Below are 15610 nucleotides of genomic sequence, written 5' to 3'. Positions count from 1 at the left end.
TGGGGATGGGTTGGTTCCGCGACGCACTCGTCGCGGAACTTGGGATAATGGGTCTGTGATTAGAGGCGTCGAATGAAAAGAGCTTTACTTAGACTCGCAATTCTTCGTCGAAGCAAACGGCGACCTTACCGCACTTGCCGGAGGCCATAAGGGCGTAGGCATCGCTAACATTCTCCAACGCGAAACGGTGCGTGACCAAGTCGGCAGGATGAACTCCCCAGCGTACGAGACGTTCGATGAGCTCCTCCATTTTCCAAGTGGAAGTGACCCAAGATCCGAAGATGGTCTTTTGGTCGTGGATAAGGTCGGGCGAGGGATTCAGCTCCATAGAACCGCCTTCTCCTATAAGTACGATCTTACCCCATTTACGGGTGGCTTGCACTGCGGTCTTGCGGGCGGTGTGGTGAGCAGAGCAATCGACGGCACGTTCGACGCCGTGTCCGCCAGTGAGAGCTCGGATTTGCTCGACGTTGTCAGGGCCAGCCTTGAGCACGTGGTCGCAGAGCCCGAGGTCCTTGGCGATTTGCAAGCGTTCGTCGAGGGCGTCAGTTCCGATAACGAGCTTGGCACCGAGGGCTCGGGAAAGCACAGCTGCTGCGAGGCCGACTGGACCGAGTCCCGTAACGAGTACAGCGTCGTTTCCGCAGATTCCGATCTTCTCAAGGCCTTCGTAGACAGTGCCGAATCCACAAGCGACTTGTGCTCCGTCGACGTAGCTAAGTTCGTCTGGCAGGGCGAGTAGGTCCTTCTCCTCTGCTATCATGTAGGGAGCCATGCCGCCGTCGCGTTGCCATCCGTAGGCGCGACGGTACTTTTCGTTGGTGCATGAGATCATGTATCCGCGGCGACAGTCATTACATACACCGCATCCAGAAATATGATACACGATTACGCGATCACCGCTTTGGAACTGACGACAGCCGGGGCCAACCTTTTCGATTTGTCCGGAAGGCTCGTGTCCAGCGATGACACCTTGGTAGCCCTCAGGTCCCTTGCCGAGATGTTCGTGATAGATGCAACGGATGTCGGAACCGCAAATTGTGGATGCTTTTACTCGGATAAGGACTTCGCCGTGCCCGGGCTCCGGAACTTCGAATTCCTTGAGCTGAGTTGAGCTATCGCCGGGCAGAATAGCGCCTTTCATAGGAGTGTGGGTACAGGTGTTTGTTGAGCACATGTTTTAGTTGAGATAGGGTTTTGAGAAAGAGGGTTATTGAGCGATGGTTCCGTCAAGGTCCCAGAGGTCCTCCCAGGTTTGTTCGTCTTTCCAGAGGAAGACCTGACCTTTGATAAGGCGGCAGTTTTGGTCGATTTGGGATATGGCTTCCATTTCCGCGACGGTAAGTTTCTCAATCGTAAGGGACTCGAGGTTTGCGTACATATTTCGAGGGTTGGTTGAGAACGGAATGGGAATTTGACCGCGTTGCTCGGCCCACTTCACGCAAAGGGTAGCGGGATGGAGGCCATGTTTGGCCGCGATCTCCTGGAGGACCGGATCTTCAGTATCAACCGTGTCATCGCTAGACTTGTCGCGCTCGGGTCGAGCGGGGGAGCCTATGGGGCAGAAACCAACTGGCTGGATACCTTGGGAGACGACGTAGTCGTAAAGTTCCGCTTGTTGGAAGTGAGGGTGCAGCTCCATCTCGTTGATGGCTGGTTTGATCGCTGCGTCGGCCAAGACGAGCTCGAGCTTGGCTTTGGTCATGTTTGAGGTGCCGATGTTTTTGACGAGGCCCAGCTCCACAAGTTTTTCCATCTTTCGCCACGTTTTCATGAAGTTCTCGTGGATGTAAGGTTTGGCGTCAGGAGAACGGGAGCTCACATCGCAGCCTTTGGCGTGGAAATTGGGAAAGGGCCAATGGACGAGGTAGAGGTCGAGATGGTCGAGCTGCAGGTCGGCCAAGCTTTTTTTGCAGGACGCGATAACGTCCTCCTCGGCGTGTTTGTCATTCCAAAGCTTGGAAGTGATCCAGAGCTCTTCGCGGCTGGCCAAGCCACTGGAAATCGTCTCTTTTAGTGTGGCTCCGATCTCAACCTCGTTTCCGTAGACCGAGGCGCAGTCGATGTGGCGGTAGCCAATTTCGATGGCTGTTTTGACAGCTGCAGCCACAGTTTCGTTGGTGACATGGTCGGAGCCGAAGGTTCCGAGTCCGATAGCCGGCATCTTGTCTCCGCTGTTTAGGGTGCGGCTGGGAATCCTTGAGGGGTCGATCTTCTGTGTGGTAGACATGTTGCTGATATTTGATTCCGATTTTCGCTTACGACGGGCGCTAGTTGTGCGAGTCGGCTAGGTGATCGGGGCGGGTAGGTGGGGCTAAAGCAACGAGTGTAGATGATTCTTGAGTGGTAGGGAATGGTCGCTTGTGACCAATCCATGGATATTTTTGATTTATCCCATTGCGAAAATTTGGAGGAGTGGGCTAGCCTGTGGTGATATGGTCAGTTCACTTCCAAGCTTCATTTCTCGCCAAGTCTTGGATGCTAACTATTTCTTCCTCAATCTGAATCCCAACGATTCAGCTGAATTTGGGGTGAGTTGTGGTGGGATGGAAAAGTGTTCGCCCGACTATGAGGTTGTTCGCTCGGATTTTGGTTTCGTAGGAATTGAGTATGTGGTCTCGGGGCGAGCTCGTGTGTCCATGGGAGGTACTTCTTTTGAACTCAGGCCCGGGAGCTTGTTCGGGTATTTACCGCATACGGAGATCAAGATCGAGAATAGCGGACTGTATCCGTTGACTAAGTACTTCGTGGATTTGCATGGAGAGCAGGCAATCTCGCTTTTCGAGAATAGTCCATTGGGCGAGTTACGGGTGCTCGAGTTCGCTGGGGTACGCTGGGTAGAGGAAGTCTTTCGGCAGATGGTGAAGTTTGGATCTCGAGGCGGGAGCAAGGCGGAACGGTCGTGCTCTTTGCTCGCGGAGCACTTGTTGTTGCAGATCGAAGAAGTGGAGAGCGAGGGAGAGGGCGGCGGGTCAGCGGCGTATCACAGCTACCGCAGATGTCGCGATTTGATCGAGAAACGGTTCGCGGAGATGAACTCGGTAGGAGAGTTGGCAGGGCTGGTGAGATTGGATCAAGCGTACATATCACGGCTCTTTAGCCGTTTCGACGAAGAGTCGCCGTACAAAAAACTGATCCGCTTGAAAATGAACCAGGCGGCTCGGCTTCTCTTTCGCGAGAGTGTCATGGTAAAAAACGCAGCAGAGGCCGTCGGATTCGAAGATGCGGCGCATTTCTCGCGCGTATTCAAAAATACTTACGGGGTGTCGCCTTTGCACTTTGCGAGCTCGGTGGGTCGAGGAAAGCTCAAGACGCGAGAGGCACAGGAACATCCCGCGAAGCTTCGTTTCAAAGGAGCAGAATTATGAGAACGACCCTCCTAACTCTGGCAATAGCCACAATGCTCCCGTTTGTTTCGCAAGCGGAGACCTTGCCGGACCCATGGGAAAGGCAAATCGTGGCGGCCTGCTTGATACTTGAAGCGGCCGATCAGGGGGAAACCGGTATGCAGGCGGTGGCCGCGGTGATCGCCAATCGCGGAGGAAAAGACCCAGCTAAGTATTTGGACGTGGTGAGGAAGCCTTACGCTTTCAGCGCTTTGAATGTCTCGACCTCTCGAGGAAAACCGGGGCAAGGCTTCGCTGTGCTCATAACCCGTGCTTCGAAAGACATCAATTGGGCGAAGGCTTTAGGAATCGTGGATTCTCTTTACGCGGGAGAATTGAAGGATAATACCTTTGGAGCGGACCATTATTCGCGGCGAGACAAGTTGCCGAGCTGGAGCCACGGAATGCGGGCGACGACGGTCATTGGCGACCACCTCTTTTTCAAATCTCCCTAGCGAATAGGTGTGGATTCGTATTTCCTTAAAGTTTCTACTTGAAACTCGAAACCAAAGCGCAATCGTGACGGCCTCATCAACGGAGGGCGTGGTAGCCAAGTGGTAAGGCCGAGCTCTGCAAAAGCTCTATCGCCGGTTCGATTCCGGCCCACGCCTCCAATATTTTTTGTGAAAGCCCTGTCTCGCGACGGGGCTTTTTCACGCCCTGTCGAGTCGGTATTATGGAACTGCAAAATTTCGAGCAGCTTTTCTGGACTTATAAGGCGCGATTCTGGCTAGATACGAGCTGTATGATTACGATACGAAAAGCTGAACAAGCTGACATACCTTCCCTCGCATACCTGCTTGGGCTTCTTTTTGAGCAGGAGAAAGAATTCTCTGCTGACTTCATGCGACAAAAAATTGGCCTCGAAATGATCATTTCCGATCCTGCGATAGGCGAAGTGCTGGTGGCGGAACGGCCCGACAAAGGGGTTGTGGGTATGGTCAGTTTACTGTTCACGGTGAGCACTGCGATCGGTGGTCGAGCGGCTCTTCTGGAGGATATGGTGGTTGCTCCCGATGAGAGGGGGCACGGCTGCGGTTCGTCTTTAGTAGCTGCAGCCATAGATCTCGCTCGCGAACGGGAGTGTAAGCGTATCACTCTCTTGACAGACTTCGATGACCTAGCGGCTGAAAAGTTCTATCAAAAGCACGGTTTCAAGCTCTCCCCGATGGTGCCACTACGTCAATTGATCGACTAGAAATAGCGGGCCTAACCTGTGAAGCGGAATGCTGTGGGAGCTGGTACCGTCTCGACGCTCACTACGAACACCCAAAGGTGTAAGTAAGCAATTTTTGCCCCTCTGGTGTCGCGTCATAACCTCTAACGTTGTTGGACGAGACTTAGTTTGTACCGTCTGATGAGTCCTTTGCATTTCGAGCGATTTTGAAAGTTGCGTCGGTGACCCATCTGGCGGGAGTCGGAATTTGGGTCTCTGCCCGTTTTCGCGGCATGCGGTTGAGAACTCACTCTTTACCGATAACGACGGTGGAAAACGGAGAGACGGTTTGGATGTTCGCTTCCTGCACGCCCATCTCGGAAGAGAGCGGGAAACGTGATGAAGGTGATCAAGCTTGCCTATGACATAACGGATCGAAAGATGGAGAATACCAATTCCCAAGGGCAAATCGGTGCAGTAGGGAAAGCGCAAGCGGTCATCGAATTTGAGCTCGATGGCTCGATTACTAAAGCAAACGAGAATTTTCTCATGTTGACTGGTTATAAGCTCGCTGAAATCAGGGCCGGCATCATCGGATTTTTGTGGAACCCGATTATGCCGAACGCGTGCCGGATACTAATTTTTTTTGTCAAATTTTAAGACGGGTGAAAACGAGTCAGGGCTTTACAAGATCAGAGGGAAGCAGGGTCAGTAAATCTCAGGCTGTAATCGAGTTTGAACTCGACGGGCCGATTATAACCGGCGACGACAACTTTCTGGCCGCAATGGGCTTTGAGTTGGAGGAGATTGTCGAAAAACAACACCGGATTTTCACGGAACGGGAGTATGCGAGTTCCGAGGAATACCGTAAGTTTTGGCAGCGCCTAAATGATGGCGAGTTCAATGCTGGACAATGCAAGCGTATCGCCAAGTCGGGTGATGAGGTCTGGATAGAAGCGTCTTACAATCGGATATTCGATTACGGTGGAAAGCCCTACAAAGTGGTGAAATTTGCTTCGGTAGTAACCGAGACAGTGAGGATGGCGTAAATCTCCAAATTGGTGGAGGAGGCTCAGCTCAACAAGATCATGGCTAATCGTGATTTGAGGATAAGCTACGCCAACCCTTCCGCCGTTTAGACTCTGGAAAGTGCGAGCGTGGTGGTCGGCGAGCTAATCCGACATTCTGTAATTAAGACGACGCGGAAACCGAGCTCAATCAAGTTTCGCGGACGAGTTGCTCGGTATCGATTCCTCAACGGGTGGGCCTTTCGCATTAACACTCCTTCTTAAGGAATTCGGGAAGGATCTGCTGGTGCCAATTCTCATCACTTATCATAATGCCTCCTATGTTTCGCGATGCTTTTGAATTGTAACAAAGGATTGAATACAGTTTAATTTTACGAGGCTAACGACGGGATGCTGGTGGAGGAGGGACATGTCAACATCGCGCCCGGAGACAAGCACATGACGGTAGTTCGATGTAATGGATCGCTAAAGGTTAAGCTTAACGAAGGCCTGCCGGAGATCTCTTGTTGTCCTGCGGTAGACGTGATGCTACGCAGCGTTGCAAATTGCCTGGGCGGGGGTTCGTGACGACGGAAGGTATCGCAGACAAGGTCCTCCCGTTAAATAATATTTCTCCCGAAATTCACGAGGCCTTCCATTGCCCAATTCCCATAGCGAAAGTCTAGTGAATACGTTTCGACATTGATCGACAGATGAGTCTAACCAAGCAAGAATCTGTCTACACTAGGAATTGGGCGAAAGAGCGTTCGGTGATCGTTTTGGAAGACGACAAGGAATACTTGGTTGCTTCTCGACTAACGCCGGTCCTCAAGCGGCGAGGTATCGGATCGATGTCCGAGTTGATCGGGCAGCTACCTCTACTGAAGCCAGCAGCGGATCTGGAAGACGAGGTAGTCGATGCAATGGCGACCAACGAAACTTTCTTTTTTCGAAATAAGCATTCTTTCGATCTGATCCGAGAACATTTGTTACCCGATCTACAGGCTAAGCTATCGAGTGAGCGTAAGTTGAGCATCTGGTCCGCCGCTTACTCGTCGGACTAGGAGATATATTTGATCGCAATGCTCATCCGTGAGCACTTTCCAAATCTCTTGGGTTGGGATCTGCATCTTCATGCCACGGATCTGTCACCTACGGTGATTGCTAAGGCAAAGGAGGGAGTGTATACGGATATGGAAGCACGACGCAGATTGAGTGATTCTTTGAGCACACGCTACTCTACTAACAGGTTTGAAATTGCGATCTCGGTTTGAGATATCGTGGAAGTGTTGGAACATCCCAAACTCGAAGACACTCACGTTTCCTCCGATAATTGCCTGGGATTTTAAATCTCAGAGGCACCTTTATTTCCGTAATCGACTTTCGAAGCGCGATGGACTCGGACAGTTCAGCGAATATAGAGACAGGGATGGTTCTTGTGGTTATTGCGGGGGATCGGTTTTGCGGATTTTTGGTAGATAACATTACCGATGTTTTTGACCACCACGAATCACGGGTCATCCCGATTCCTGGTCTAAAGGATCACAAACGAATAGGTTGTTTGCGTGGAGTGGTTCCGGTTAGCGAAGACAGAAACGTCTTTCTCAACGATTCTAAGGCGCTTAAGACTTTGGCTGCTGAAATCTCGGAGGTGGATGAAATTATCTCTTTTCCAACCGAGTTGATGGAGCCACCCGGATCCGATGGATACATCCGCGGTATGCTGAGTTTACGCGAATCGTTGCGGAAACGTACGTTTTAGTGGTGGCCCGCGACGGAATCCGTTACGGGTTAATAGTCGATTCGGCAGAAGACAGCGTCGACGTCTACAAGAGTTGGATGACCGTCATCCCCAAGGTCATGAACGACAATTCCAATGCAGAATTTCGTGGAGACGTGAGCCGCATTTTTGAGTACGCTCGCCTAGACGGGAAAACAGAGACTCTAATGCTCTACAGTGTGGAGAGCTTTTGCAAAGCTGGCAGAGGGAGTGGCTCCCGTTTAGTCTCTATCGCGAGAGCTTCTTATTTTATTAGTTAGAACGAGAGGGGATGCTCTTAGGTCGGACGTTCCTTCTTTTTGTTCCCCAGGCTTTCGGCCCTCCGAGTATCTCGAACGCTTGTGGAGGAGCTGTTTACGAGGAATAGTGATCTGCAACCTTAAGAGCAGTTTCCTTTAGCTGTGAACGTAGAGACTTTGGTGATAGGGCTATAGCATTTTCACCCCAGCTCAAGATCCAGGATGACACTTCGACTAAGCTCCCGAGGTTGAAACTGATCGTTACAGATCCGTCGTCATGGTATTCGACGGATTGCGATGGGTGCCAGACATTCTCTGATATGTATTCGGAGATCGGATCTAAAAACTTTATCTTAACGCGATGCTTTCCCTCGGGCGAGTAGATGCCAAAACTGCTGCCGAGGTAGTCTTCTGCGGAAAAGCTTTCTGGGACTGAGAAATGGTTTTGGGTCAAACTCGCCGAGCTCGCCCTGCTAAGTAGGAAGGTCCGAATGGCTTCGCGGCTTGTATCCAGCCCGATTGCGTACCATTTGCCGAGAAAGTTAGTAATGTGGTAGGTATGGAGGGTTCTTCGCTCTTTCGACTTGGCCCCAAGTTTTCGATAGTCGAAAGCGATCTCAGCCTTATCAAGTGCGGATCGGGTAAAGGTATTGAGTAAGCTGTCCTCGACTTGCGAGGAACGACCATGTCGGAATGAAATGGTGTCGCTCAGAGCTGCTAAATTCGCGGTTATCGTATCGGGAAGGCTGGCGGCTAGTTTATTCAGCGCATTGGAAAGCGGTTTCTCGAAGGGCGTGCCCTTATAGTAGTCCATCGCTTTCTGGGCGATCGACAGGGCGAGAAGTTCACCTTCGGAGATATCGATCGTCGGCAGACTTTCAACCTCTCGGGTATAGTAATAGCCGTGTTTGGAGGGATGATACTCGACAGGCATTAGCATGCGATCACGGATAAAATCCATGTCTCTCGCTATGGTTTTAGTGCTCACTTCCAGAGCTCGGGCGAGGGACGAGCAATTTGGATACAACCCACGCTTTAGCTCTTGGTGGATCCGAAGCATCCGTTCGATTGCTGGTCGTTTAAGGGAGTGGATTTTTGATTCGTCAGCCATTTCAGGTGTCTACGGTATGATGGATAGGGGATGTCGTGCGGGTAACGTTTTACCGTTTCGTGCACGTTGAAGCGCTACAAACGGACCGCTTTTATAAGGTTACGAATTTTAATTCGGTACAGTAAAAGTACTATCGATAATTATGTTTGAATGAATATAAATGCCTATTTTGGGGATTAATAGAGAATTTTGGTTGATTTATGTACATTGTGACTTTTGTTACGAGACGATGATCACAAATACGCAAAAGCAAATCGCTGCTACAAAAGCCAAGCTCGAAGCTCTCGAAAAGAAGGCTGCGGCTGAAGCTGCAAAGAAATTGACGAATCTTCACGCGGATCTTGGTTTCGCTTCACGTGCCGATCTGATCGTTGCTCTATCGAGCCTCGAATCTGTTAAAGCTAAGCCAGGGCGCAAGCCACAGGCGGTTGTTAAGAAGGCCGGTCGTCCAGCAGTAGCCCAGAAAGCATCCAAGCGTGCTAAGCGCGCCAAGATCACCGAAGAGCTTAAAGCCAAGGTTATCGATGCGGTAAAGGCTGGCGGCAAGGGTGCTGCAATTGCCAAGGAATTTGGTATCTCCATTCCTTCGCTCCAGAACATCAAGAAGGCGGCCGGACTCACCAAGTCCCGCAAGTAGTCAGTCTACTTTTTGTTTTCTAATTTCGAAGCCTGTTCCCTGTGTGGGATCAGGCTTTTTTTTGTTTACTTCAGAAACTGGTAGATCTGCGCGCTTTGTAATTTTGCGTTTGTTGGGGACCGCTCTCTGAAATTCAGCCAGAGCTTTATTTCTACGTTTAAGACTCGGACTCTCTCAGACAACTAATTGTTCTTTGTATGTGAGTTGCGGCTAGTAGCGTTGTAGGCTGTTATCGATTTGAGTCGACCAGGAGTCAATGCCACCACCGACGTTGATTACCCTCTGAAATCCATTTTGTCTAAGGAATTCTACAACTCTAAGACTACGACCGCCGTGATGACAGTGCACTAGGATTTCCTTGTCGTTGGGAAGTTCGTTCATTCGCTCAGGCACCTCGCCCATCGGGATGTGCACGCTGCCGTCAATGGTGCAGATGTCGCGCTCGAACTTTTCGCGAACGTCGACGAGGATGCTCTCTCCCCCGGCTAGGCGTTCTTTGGTTTCGATTACATCAATTTCGATGGGTGACTCGCTCATATTGTATTCTTCGTTCGTGACTGCTTGAGACTGAATTTTAGTCTCACAGGTTTCTTGATAATTCTCTGCTACGACGGATATGTACTTTGGATTGTCGCCGCATAATGGGCAACCGGGATCCTTTTTCAATTTAAGTGTTTTGAACCCCATGTTCAGGGTGTCTATGAAAAGGAGTTTCCCGGACAGGTTTTTTCCTATCCCGGTGATGTGTTTTATTGTCTCCATTGATTGGATACTGCCCACAATACCGCAAAGCGCACCCATTACCCCTGCTTCTCCGCAATTGGGAACAGATCCTGGGGGAGGTGGTTCCGGGAACAGACAACGGTAGCATGGCCCTCCGTCTTTAGGGTGAAAAAAGGAAGCCTGCCCCTCGAATTTAAAAATGCTACCGTAGACTAGGGGTTTTCCTGCGAAGTAGGCGGCGTCGTTGTTGAGGTAGCGAGTCGCGAAATTGTCAGTGCCATCGACGATGATATCGTATTGGGAGAAGAGTTCTACTGCATTGTGTGTCTGGAGGCCTTCCGCATGAAACTGTAACTTCACATGTGGGTTGATTTCCGAAAGCGTGTCTTTTGCCGATTCGATTTTGGGACGATCAATATCGGACTGTCCGTGTATTATCTGTCGCTGTAGGTTGTGTAGTTCTACCTTGTCGAAGTCAGCTAGGCCGATCGTACCAATGCCTGCAGCTGCTAGATACAGTGCGACAGGACTTCCAAGTCCACCAGCTCCAATGATGAGAACCTTCGCCTGCTTTAGTTTTTCTTGGCCACCTACGCCAATCTCATCGAGCAAGATATGCCGGCTGTAGCGGGCGAGTTCTGCGGGGCTAAGTGTAGAGGTGTCAGTAACGGACATGAGTCGGTTTTTGTAGAAGGATTTCCCGGAATCAAACGTATTTGGCAGCGAATCTATTGATCATATGATTGCGTTGAACGTTGACGCCGCGGCGGTCTTGAGCTTTCAGAAGTGGCATGGCAGATCGATACGCTGTAATAATGGCAGGAGGAAAAGGTGAACGCTTTTGGCCCGCGAGCCGTTTGGCCCGTCCAAAACATTTGCTTCCCATCGTTGGCGAGAAGCCGATGTTAACTCAAACGGTTGACCGACTGATTGGACTTCTTCCACCGGAGAACATAATCGTAATTACGAATACCGAACAGCTTGACGGCGTGCGCGATGTATGCCCGATGCTCCCTGAAGACAACATCGTGGCTGAACCTGTCGGTCGCGACACGGCTGCAGCTGTGGGATTAGCGATGTTGCTCGTCAAGCAACGCAACCCGGCTGCCGCTATGGCTATGCTGCCAGCCGATGCTCTCATAAGCGATGCAAATTCATACCAGTCAGCGCTCGATACTGCTTTCAAGGTAGCGGAGTCATCTTCGAGCTTGGTCACGTTAGGCGTCCAGCCAACGGAGCCCGCAACTGGATACGGCTATATCCAATGCGGTCCGGTAAAGGATGTGATCGACAATCGCGATATCTTCACGGTTCGCCAATTTAAGGAAAAGCCGGACCTAGAAACGGCGAAACTTTATCTTCAAAGCGGCGAGTATTTTTGGAATGCCGGCATGTTCGTTTGGAGCGTGGAAACGATTTCCGCGGCGCTCGCGGAGTTTACTCCCGTTCTAAAGGAAGGGCTCGACGAAATCGAAGCCGGCATGAAAGCCGGCAAGGACTTGGTTGGCTTGCTCAGCGACCTTTATCCGCATCTGGAAAAGATCTCTGTGGACTTCGCCATCATGGAGAAAGCGAGCAATGTCATGACTCTCGCAGCGACTTTCGACTGGGATGACGTGGGTTCCTGGCCTGCTATCGAGCGCCATTTCCCTGCGGATCGCGCGGGAAACGTAAATAAAGGTGACGCTCGCTTTCTCGAATGCTCGAACAATATCGTCGTTTCAGGTGACAAGCATCTCGTCGCACTAGTCGGAGTAGAAGACTTGATCGTTGTCACTACCGGAGACGCCACCTTGATTTGCGCCAAGAATAAGGCGGAGAAAATCAAGGAGATGGTCCGCAAGCTGGGCGAAGAAGAAGCGCTCAAGCGCCTACTATAGCCGGTCTTATCGCGGCCTATATGCGGTGTATCGGAGTAGACTACGGCGAACGAAGGGTAGGGGTTGCGTATGGTGACGAAATCGGCGTATCGACCCCGTTGCCTGCTATCGTTAAGGCCACGGAAGCCGAACGTATCCAGGAGCTCGTAGAACTCGCTAAACAACGCCGGGCCACGGAATTCGTATTTGGTTATCCATACAACATGGACGGGTCAGTAGGCTTCAAGGCGAAGGAGGTAGATGCCTTCATCGAAAAGCTGCTGAGGCAAATCGATCTGCCTGTCCATCGATTGGACGAACGGTTGACCTCAGTGGAAGCCTCGAAGGCCTTTCCTAGGGGACGTGACGATGATTTGCGTCGCTCCGGAAAGATCGATTCGGTGGCGGCTAGCTTGATATTGCAGGACTTTCTGAACCAGAATATTGAGCTGCCAGAATACGATCCACACGCAGAGTTCGATGACGGGGGAGACTATCGGTGAGGTGGAAGTGCACCTGCTCGTATGACGGAAGCAGTTATGCTGGCTGGCAGAAGCAACAGGGCCAGACCTCGGTGCAGCAAGTAATCGAGGAGGTTCTGACAACGCTGTTTAAAGAGCCTGCGTTTATTCAAGGCAGCGGGAGAACAGACGCAGGGGTGCACGCTCTCGAGCAGGTTTTTCATTTCGATCGCGAATGGCGACACGGCGGGGAGAGCTTGGTGAAGGCGCTGCATGCTCTGTTGCCTAAATCGATTCGCGTCGAATCGGCGGCAGAGGTGGGCGATGACTTCCACTCCCGCTTCTCGGCGGTATCCAAACGCTACCGCTATTGCTTGAAGCTGGGTGAAGCGGATCCTTTTCAGTGGGCTTACTGTTGGCCAGTCCCCGCCTCGCTGGATTTGAATCTTCTAGGGGCGGCAATGCAGAAGCTCCTTGGAAAACACGATTTCGCCGCTTTCGCTTCCAGCCGCGGAAACGGCTTGGAATACGAGACCACGGTGCGTCACATCACGGAAGCGAAGGTAGAGCAAGATTCGCAATACCTCAACCTCATGTTTCGAGCCGACGGATTCATGTACAAGATGGTTCGCAGTTTGGCGGGAACAGTCGTGAACGTAGGCTTGGGTCGTTTGTCGTTGGAAGCAGTCGATCGTCTGCTGGAATCTGCCGAGCGAATCCCGCTGGTACAAGCAGCACCGGCCAAAGGCCTATACCTTGAAAAGGTATTTTACTCATAGATTACAGAATATAGCATTTAGAGAATTGAATTGCCTGCGTTGTCATAAACTGAGACACAAAATTCGCAAATGTTCGAGAATTGGCCAAACCGAAGCCGAGAATCAGATTCGATAGTAATTCAAGAGTTTGATGGTAAGGTACTTAGTGACGTGCTGCACGAGCACGACATGTTCGAACTGTGTTTCATTTATTTAGGCAAAGGCAAGTGGCAGGTCGGGGCATCCGAGGGAGCTTTTGCTGCTGGCACTTTGCTGCTTTGTCCTCCTCGAGTTTTGCACGCCTGGCGGGGTGGAGAGGGTGGTGGAGCAGGGAACCTTTGTTCAGGAATCGTCCTTCGATTTCGGCGAGAGACGTTGCCAGCCGGTTTGCTGAAACTGCCGGAGATGAGAGCACTTGGAGAGGTCCGAGAAGCGTTATCCGAACCCCTTGTTTTTGAGGTGGTCGACCGGGAGCGTCTTCGAGCGCGCTTGCGTTCCGTGGATCGAGCACAAGGTGTCTTGCGGCTGGCACGTTTTTACGTGGCGTTGGAATTGATTTCAAGTTTCAGTTTTTCGCAAGTTGCTGTACAGCAGGTAGAAGAGAATGGCTTGAGTGCAAGGGAAATGGCTCGAGCAAATGAGCTAAAACGGTTTCTAGCAGAGCGTTTCTCGGGATCCGTTTCTCGGGCTGAAGCAGCTCGCTTAGTTGGATTGGACGAGGCTGCATTCTCACGTTTTTTCCGCAGGGCGATGAGTACGACTTTCGTGGATTATATTGGCAGTTTGCGGGTGCGACACGCGGCCGCCCTGTTGGGAAATAGGCGGGACTTAACGCTCGATGAGGTGGCTGCGAAAAGTGGGTTTGGCAGCCTCCCATCTTTGCATCGGCAATTCAAAAAGAGGCTTGGGACGACGCCTGATTCTTACCGCAAAGCAGCAAATTCCGAATTTCTGGCGCCTTAGCGGAAATTCTAGGATTGTAGTTGCCGAACGGGGTAACGATTCGGATTTTGTTCGGCCTCTAATTTCAACGTCAACCCTCACGCATTATGGGAAAATCATTATTCGAAAAAGTTTGGGACGCGCATACCGTGCGAACCTTGTCCAACGGTCAGACGCAATTGCTGATCGGCACGCACCTCTTGCACGAGGTCACCAGTCCGCAAGCCTTTGGCATGTTGCGCGACCTCAACCTCAAAGTAGCTTACCCACATCGCACTTTCGCGACGGTTGACCATATCGTGCCGACGCATTCCCGCGTTGAGCCGTTTGCGGATCCCTTGGCGGATGCCATGATTAACGAGCTTCGCAAGAATTGTGCGGATACGGGCGTGACGTTCTTCGACATGAACACCGGTAAGCAGGGTATCGTGCACGTGGTTGGCCCAGAGCAAGGCATCACGCAGCCGGGTACCACGATCGCTTGTGGTGACTCGCACACGTCGACGCACGGAGCGTTCGGCGCGATCGCCTTCGGTATCGGTACCACGCAAATTCGCGATTTGTTGGCTACACAGACGATGGCTCTCACACAGCTCAAGGTCCGCAAGATCGAGGTCAACGGAAAGCTTCGCCCAGGCGTTTACGCAAAGGACGTTATTCTCCACATCATCCGCAAGCTCGGTGTGAATGGCGGAACTGGATTCGCATACGAGTACGCGGGCGAGGTTTTCGAGAAATTCTCTATGGAAGAGCGTATGACGGTTTGCAACATGTCCATCGAAGGTGGAGCTCGCGTGGGTTACATCAACCCAGACGAGAAAACGTTCGAGTACTTGAAGGGTCGTCCCTACTCGCCGAAAGGTGCTGAGTGGGAAGCCGCTGTCGAGCAGTGGAAGTCGTTCGCTTCTGACGCGGATTGCGATTATGATGATGTAGTCGCGATCGACGCAGCGGATATTGCTCCGACCGTGACTTGGGGTATCAACCCAGCTCAGGCGATCACCATCGAGGAGAATATTCCAAGCGTGGACAACGTAAAGGACTCCGAGAAAGCCATCACTGCGGAAGCTCTCGAGTACATGAAGCTCGAAGGTGGTACTGCTATTAAAGGGACCAAGGTCGACGTTTGTTTCGTTGGATCCTGCACCAATGGTCGTTTGTCAGACTTCGAGGAAGTGGCCAAGTACCTTAAAGGGCACAAGGTGGATCCGGGCGTTAAGGCAATCGCGGTTCCCGGTTCTCAAATAGTCGATGCGATTTGTAAGGAAAAGGGCATTGACGCGATTTATCGCGAAGCTGGATTTGAGTGGCGAGAAGCCGGTTGCTCCATGTGTTTGGCGATGAACCCGGATAAGTTGATAGGCGACCAGCTCAGCGCGAGTTCCTCCAACCGTAATTTCAAGGGACGTCAAGGCAGCCCAACGGGCCGTACCGTTCTGATGAGCCCGGTGATGGTAGCTGCTGCAGCGATTCGCGGCGAAATCAGCGACTCTCGCGAAGTCTTTGACATCCGCGAAACTGCGAACGCGTAAGTAAAAAGGAACTACACGA

General features: G+C 51.5%; 17 protein-coding genes, 1 tRNA gene and 2 pseudogenes. 16 read left to right on the top strand and 4 right to left on the bottom strand.

The features are described from left to right. Nucleotides 1–88: 88 nt before the first annotated feature. Both QEH53_RS02615 and QEH53_RS02610 read right to left on the bottom strand, forming a co-directional pair. Nucleotides 89–1144, bottom strand: a complete 1056-nt coding sequence (locus QEH53_RS02615) for a zinc-binding dehydrogenase (protein WP_309021564.1) — start codon at nt 1142–1144, stop codon at nt 89–91. A 66-nt stretch (nt 1145–1210) separates the two neighbouring features. Continuing rightward, nucleotides 1211–2164 (bottom strand): aldo/keto reductase, encoded by a 954-nt coding sequence (locus QEH53_RS02610; RefSeq protein ID WP_345785698.1) that lies wholly within the window; start codon nt 2162–2164, stop codon nt 1211–1213. Between the two features lie 271 nt (nt 2165–2435). Here QEH53_RS02610 and QEH53_RS02605 point away from each other — a divergent pair, with 271 nt between their 5' ends. The 10 genes and pseudogenes from QEH53_RS02605 (at nt 2436) to QEH53_RS02565 (ending at nt 7589) form a co-directional block, all read left to right on the top strand. Further along, nucleotides 2436–3368 carry an AraC family transcriptional regulator gene (locus tag QEH53_RS02605; protein ID WP_309021562.1) on the top strand — a complete coding sequence of 311 codons (933 nt, stop codon included), beginning with the start codon at nt 2436–2438 and terminating at the stop codon, nt 3366–3368. Next, nucleotides 3365–3841 carry a cell wall hydrolase gene (locus QEH53_RS02600; RefSeq protein WP_309021561.1) on the top strand — a complete coding sequence of 159 codons (477 nt, stop codon included), beginning with the start codon at nt 3365–3367 and terminating at the stop codon, nt 3839–3841. The genes QEH53_RS02605 and QEH53_RS02600 overlap by 4 nt, the downstream gene beginning before the upstream one ends. Before the next feature lie 85 nt (nt 3842–3926). After that, a tRNA-Cys gene (locus QEH53_RS02595) sits at nt 3927–4000 on the top strand. A 131-nt stretch (nt 4001–4131) separates the two neighbouring features. Further along, nucleotides 4132–4584 (top strand): GNAT family N-acetyltransferase, encoded by a 453-nt coding sequence (locus QEH53_RS02590; protein WP_345785697.1) that lies wholly within the window; start codon nt 4132–4134, stop codon nt 4582–4584. Nucleotides 4585–4941: 357 nt separating this feature from the next. After that, nucleotides 4942–5202 carry a hypothetical protein gene (locus QEH53_RS02585; RefSeq protein WP_309021559.1) on the top strand — a complete coding sequence of 87 codons (261 nt, stop codon included), beginning with the start codon at nt 4942–4944 and terminating at the stop codon, nt 5200–5202. Between the two features lie 5 nt (nt 5203–5207). Beyond that, complete coding sequence (locus QEH53_RS02580) at nt 5208–5591, top strand: PAS domain-containing protein (RefSeq protein WP_309021558.1); 384 nt, start codon at nt 5208–5210, stop codon at nt 5589–5591. Nucleotides 5592–5957: 366 nt separating this feature from the next. Continuing rightward, a pseudogene (locus tag QEH53_RS24385) lies at nt 5958–6137 on the top strand (chemotaxis protein CheB); the annotation flags it as partial. A 125-nt stretch (nt 6138–6262) separates the two neighbouring features. Beyond that, a pseudogene (locus QEH53_RS02575) lies at nt 6263–6823 on the top strand (protein-glutamate O-methyltransferase CheR). A 59-nt stretch (nt 6824–6882) separates the two neighbouring features. Next, nucleotides 6883–7311 carry a chemotaxis protein CheW gene (locus QEH53_RS02570; protein ID WP_309021557.1) on the top strand — a complete coding sequence of 143 codons (429 nt, stop codon included), beginning with the start codon at nt 6883–6885 and terminating at the stop codon, nt 7309–7311. Nucleotides 7312–7313: 2 nt separating this feature from the next. Next, nucleotides 7314–7589 (top strand): hypothetical protein, encoded by a 276-nt coding sequence (locus tag QEH53_RS02565; RefSeq protein WP_309021556.1) that lies wholly within the window; start codon nt 7314–7316, stop codon nt 7587–7589. Nucleotides 7590–7683: 94 nt separating this feature from the next. Here the strand turns inward: QEH53_RS02565 and QEH53_RS02560 are convergent, their stop codons facing one another. Continuing rightward, nucleotides 7684–8679 carry a WYL domain-containing protein gene (locus tag QEH53_RS02560; RefSeq protein ID WP_309021555.1) on the bottom strand — a complete coding sequence of 332 codons (996 nt, stop codon included), beginning with the start codon at nt 8677–8679 and terminating at the stop codon, nt 7684–7686. Between the two features lie 229 nt (nt 8680–8908). Between QEH53_RS02560 and QEH53_RS02555 the strand changes: the two genes are divergently transcribed. Next, a complete protein-coding gene (locus tag QEH53_RS02555; RefSeq protein WP_309021554.1) occupies nt 8909–9316 on the top strand; it encodes a hypothetical protein in 408 nt (135 codons plus the stop codon). Nucleotides 9317–9526: 210 nt separating this feature from the next. On the opposite strand, the gene moeB is transcribed toward QEH53_RS02555, so the two are convergent. Next, complete coding sequence (moeB, locus tag QEH53_RS02550) at nt 9527–10714, bottom strand: molybdopterin-synthase adenylyltransferase MoeB (RefSeq protein WP_309021553.1); 1188 nt, start codon at nt 10712–10714, stop codon at nt 9527–9529. Nucleotides 10715–10830: 116 nt separating this feature from the next. Here moeB and QEH53_RS02545 point away from each other — a divergent pair, with 116 nt between their 5' ends. The 5 genes from QEH53_RS02545 (at nt 10831) to leuC (ending at nt 15591) form a co-directional block, all read left to right on the top strand. After that, nucleotides 10831–11919, top strand: a complete 1089-nt coding sequence (locus QEH53_RS02545; RefSeq protein ID WP_309021552.1) for a sugar phosphate nucleotidyltransferase — start codon at nt 10831–10833, stop codon at nt 11917–11919. Nucleotides 11920–11939: 20 nt separating this feature from the next. Continuing rightward, a complete protein-coding gene (gene ruvX, locus QEH53_RS02540; RefSeq protein ID WP_309021551.1) occupies nt 11940–12401 on the top strand; it encodes a Holliday junction resolvase RuvX in 462 nt (153 codons plus the stop codon). Further along, the gene (gene truA / locus QEH53_RS02535; RefSeq protein WP_309021550.1) at nt 12398–13138 is read left to right on the top strand and encodes a tRNA pseudouridine(38-40) synthase TruA; all 741 of its coding nucleotides are present in this window, start codon (nt 12398–12400) and stop codon (nt 13136–13138) included. The genes ruvX and truA overlap by 4 nt, the downstream gene beginning before the upstream one ends. A gap of 69 nt (nt 13139–13207) precedes the next feature. After that, complete coding sequence (locus QEH53_RS24380) at nt 13208–14080, top strand: AraC family transcriptional regulator (RefSeq protein ID WP_369426402.1); 873 nt, start codon at nt 13208–13210, stop codon at nt 14078–14080. Nucleotides 14081–14166: 86 nt separating this feature from the next. Beyond that, nucleotides 14167–15591, top strand: a complete 1425-nt coding sequence (gene leuC / locus QEH53_RS02530) for a 3-isopropylmalate dehydratase large subunit (RefSeq protein WP_309021549.1) — start codon at nt 14167–14169, stop codon at nt 15589–15591. Nucleotides 15592–15610: the final 19 nt, after the last annotated feature.

Source organism: Pelagicoccus sp. SDUM812002, assembly GCF_031127835.1.
GTDB lineage: Bacteria > Verrucomicrobiota > Verrucomicrobiia > Opitutales > Opitutaceae > Pelagicoccus.
The sequence above is the reverse complement of the archived record's forward strand: the minus strand, read 5'-3'. Positions and strand labels throughout refer to the sequence as shown.

What these genes read in the sequence shown, in the direction of transcription:
- moeB (WP_309021553.1), bottom strand. Translation starts at nt 10,714, where the DNA reads ATGTCCGTTACTGACACCTCTACACTTAGCCCCGCAGAACTCGCCCGC.
- QEH53_RS02605 (WP_309021562.1), top strand. Translation starts at nt 2,436, where the DNA reads ATGGTCAGTTCACTTCCAAGCTTCATTTCTCGCCAAGTCTTGGATGCT.
- QEH53_RS02555 (WP_309021554.1), top strand. Translation starts at nt 8,909, where the DNA reads ATGATCACAAATACGCAAAAGCAAATCGCTGCTACAAAAGCCAAGCTC.
- QEH53_RS02615 (WP_309021564.1), bottom strand. Translation starts at nt 1,144, where the DNA reads ATGAAAGGCGCTATTCTGCCCGGCGATAGCTCAACTCAGCTCAAGGAA.
- QEH53_RS02560 (WP_309021555.1), bottom strand. Translation starts at nt 8,679, where the DNA reads ATGGCTGACGAATCAAAAATCCACTCCCTTAAACGACCAGCAATCGAA.
- leuC (WP_309021549.1), top strand. Translation starts at nt 14,167, where the DNA reads ATGGGAAAATCATTATTCGAAAAAGTTTGGGACGCGCATACCGTGCGA.
- QEH53_RS02545 (WP_309021552.1), top strand. Translation starts at nt 10,831, where the DNA reads ATGGCAGATCGATACGCTGTAATAATGGCAGGAGGAAAAGGTGAACGC.
- ruvX (WP_309021551.1), top strand. Translation starts at nt 11,940, where the DNA reads ATGCGGTGTATCGGAGTAGACTACGGCGAACGAAGGGTAGGGGTTGCG.
- QEH53_RS24380 (WP_369426402.1), top strand. Translation starts at nt 13,208, where the DNA reads ATGTTCGAGAATTGGCCAAACCGAAGCCGAGAATCAGATTCGATAGTA.
- QEH53_RS02590 (WP_345785697.1), top strand. Translation starts at nt 4,132, where the DNA reads ATGATTACGATACGAAAAGCTGAACAAGCTGACATACCTTCCCTCGCA.
- QEH53_RS02600 (WP_309021561.1), top strand. Translation starts at nt 3,365, where the DNA reads ATGAGAACGACCCTCCTAACTCTGGCAATAGCCACAATGCTCCCGTTT.
- QEH53_RS02585 (WP_309021559.1), top strand. Translation starts at nt 4,942, where the DNA reads ATGAAGGTGATCAAGCTTGCCTATGACATAACGGATCGAAAGATGGAG.
- QEH53_RS02610 (WP_345785698.1), bottom strand. Translation starts at nt 2,164, where the DNA reads ATGCCGGCTATCGGACTCGGAACCTTCGGCTCCGACCATGTCACCAAC.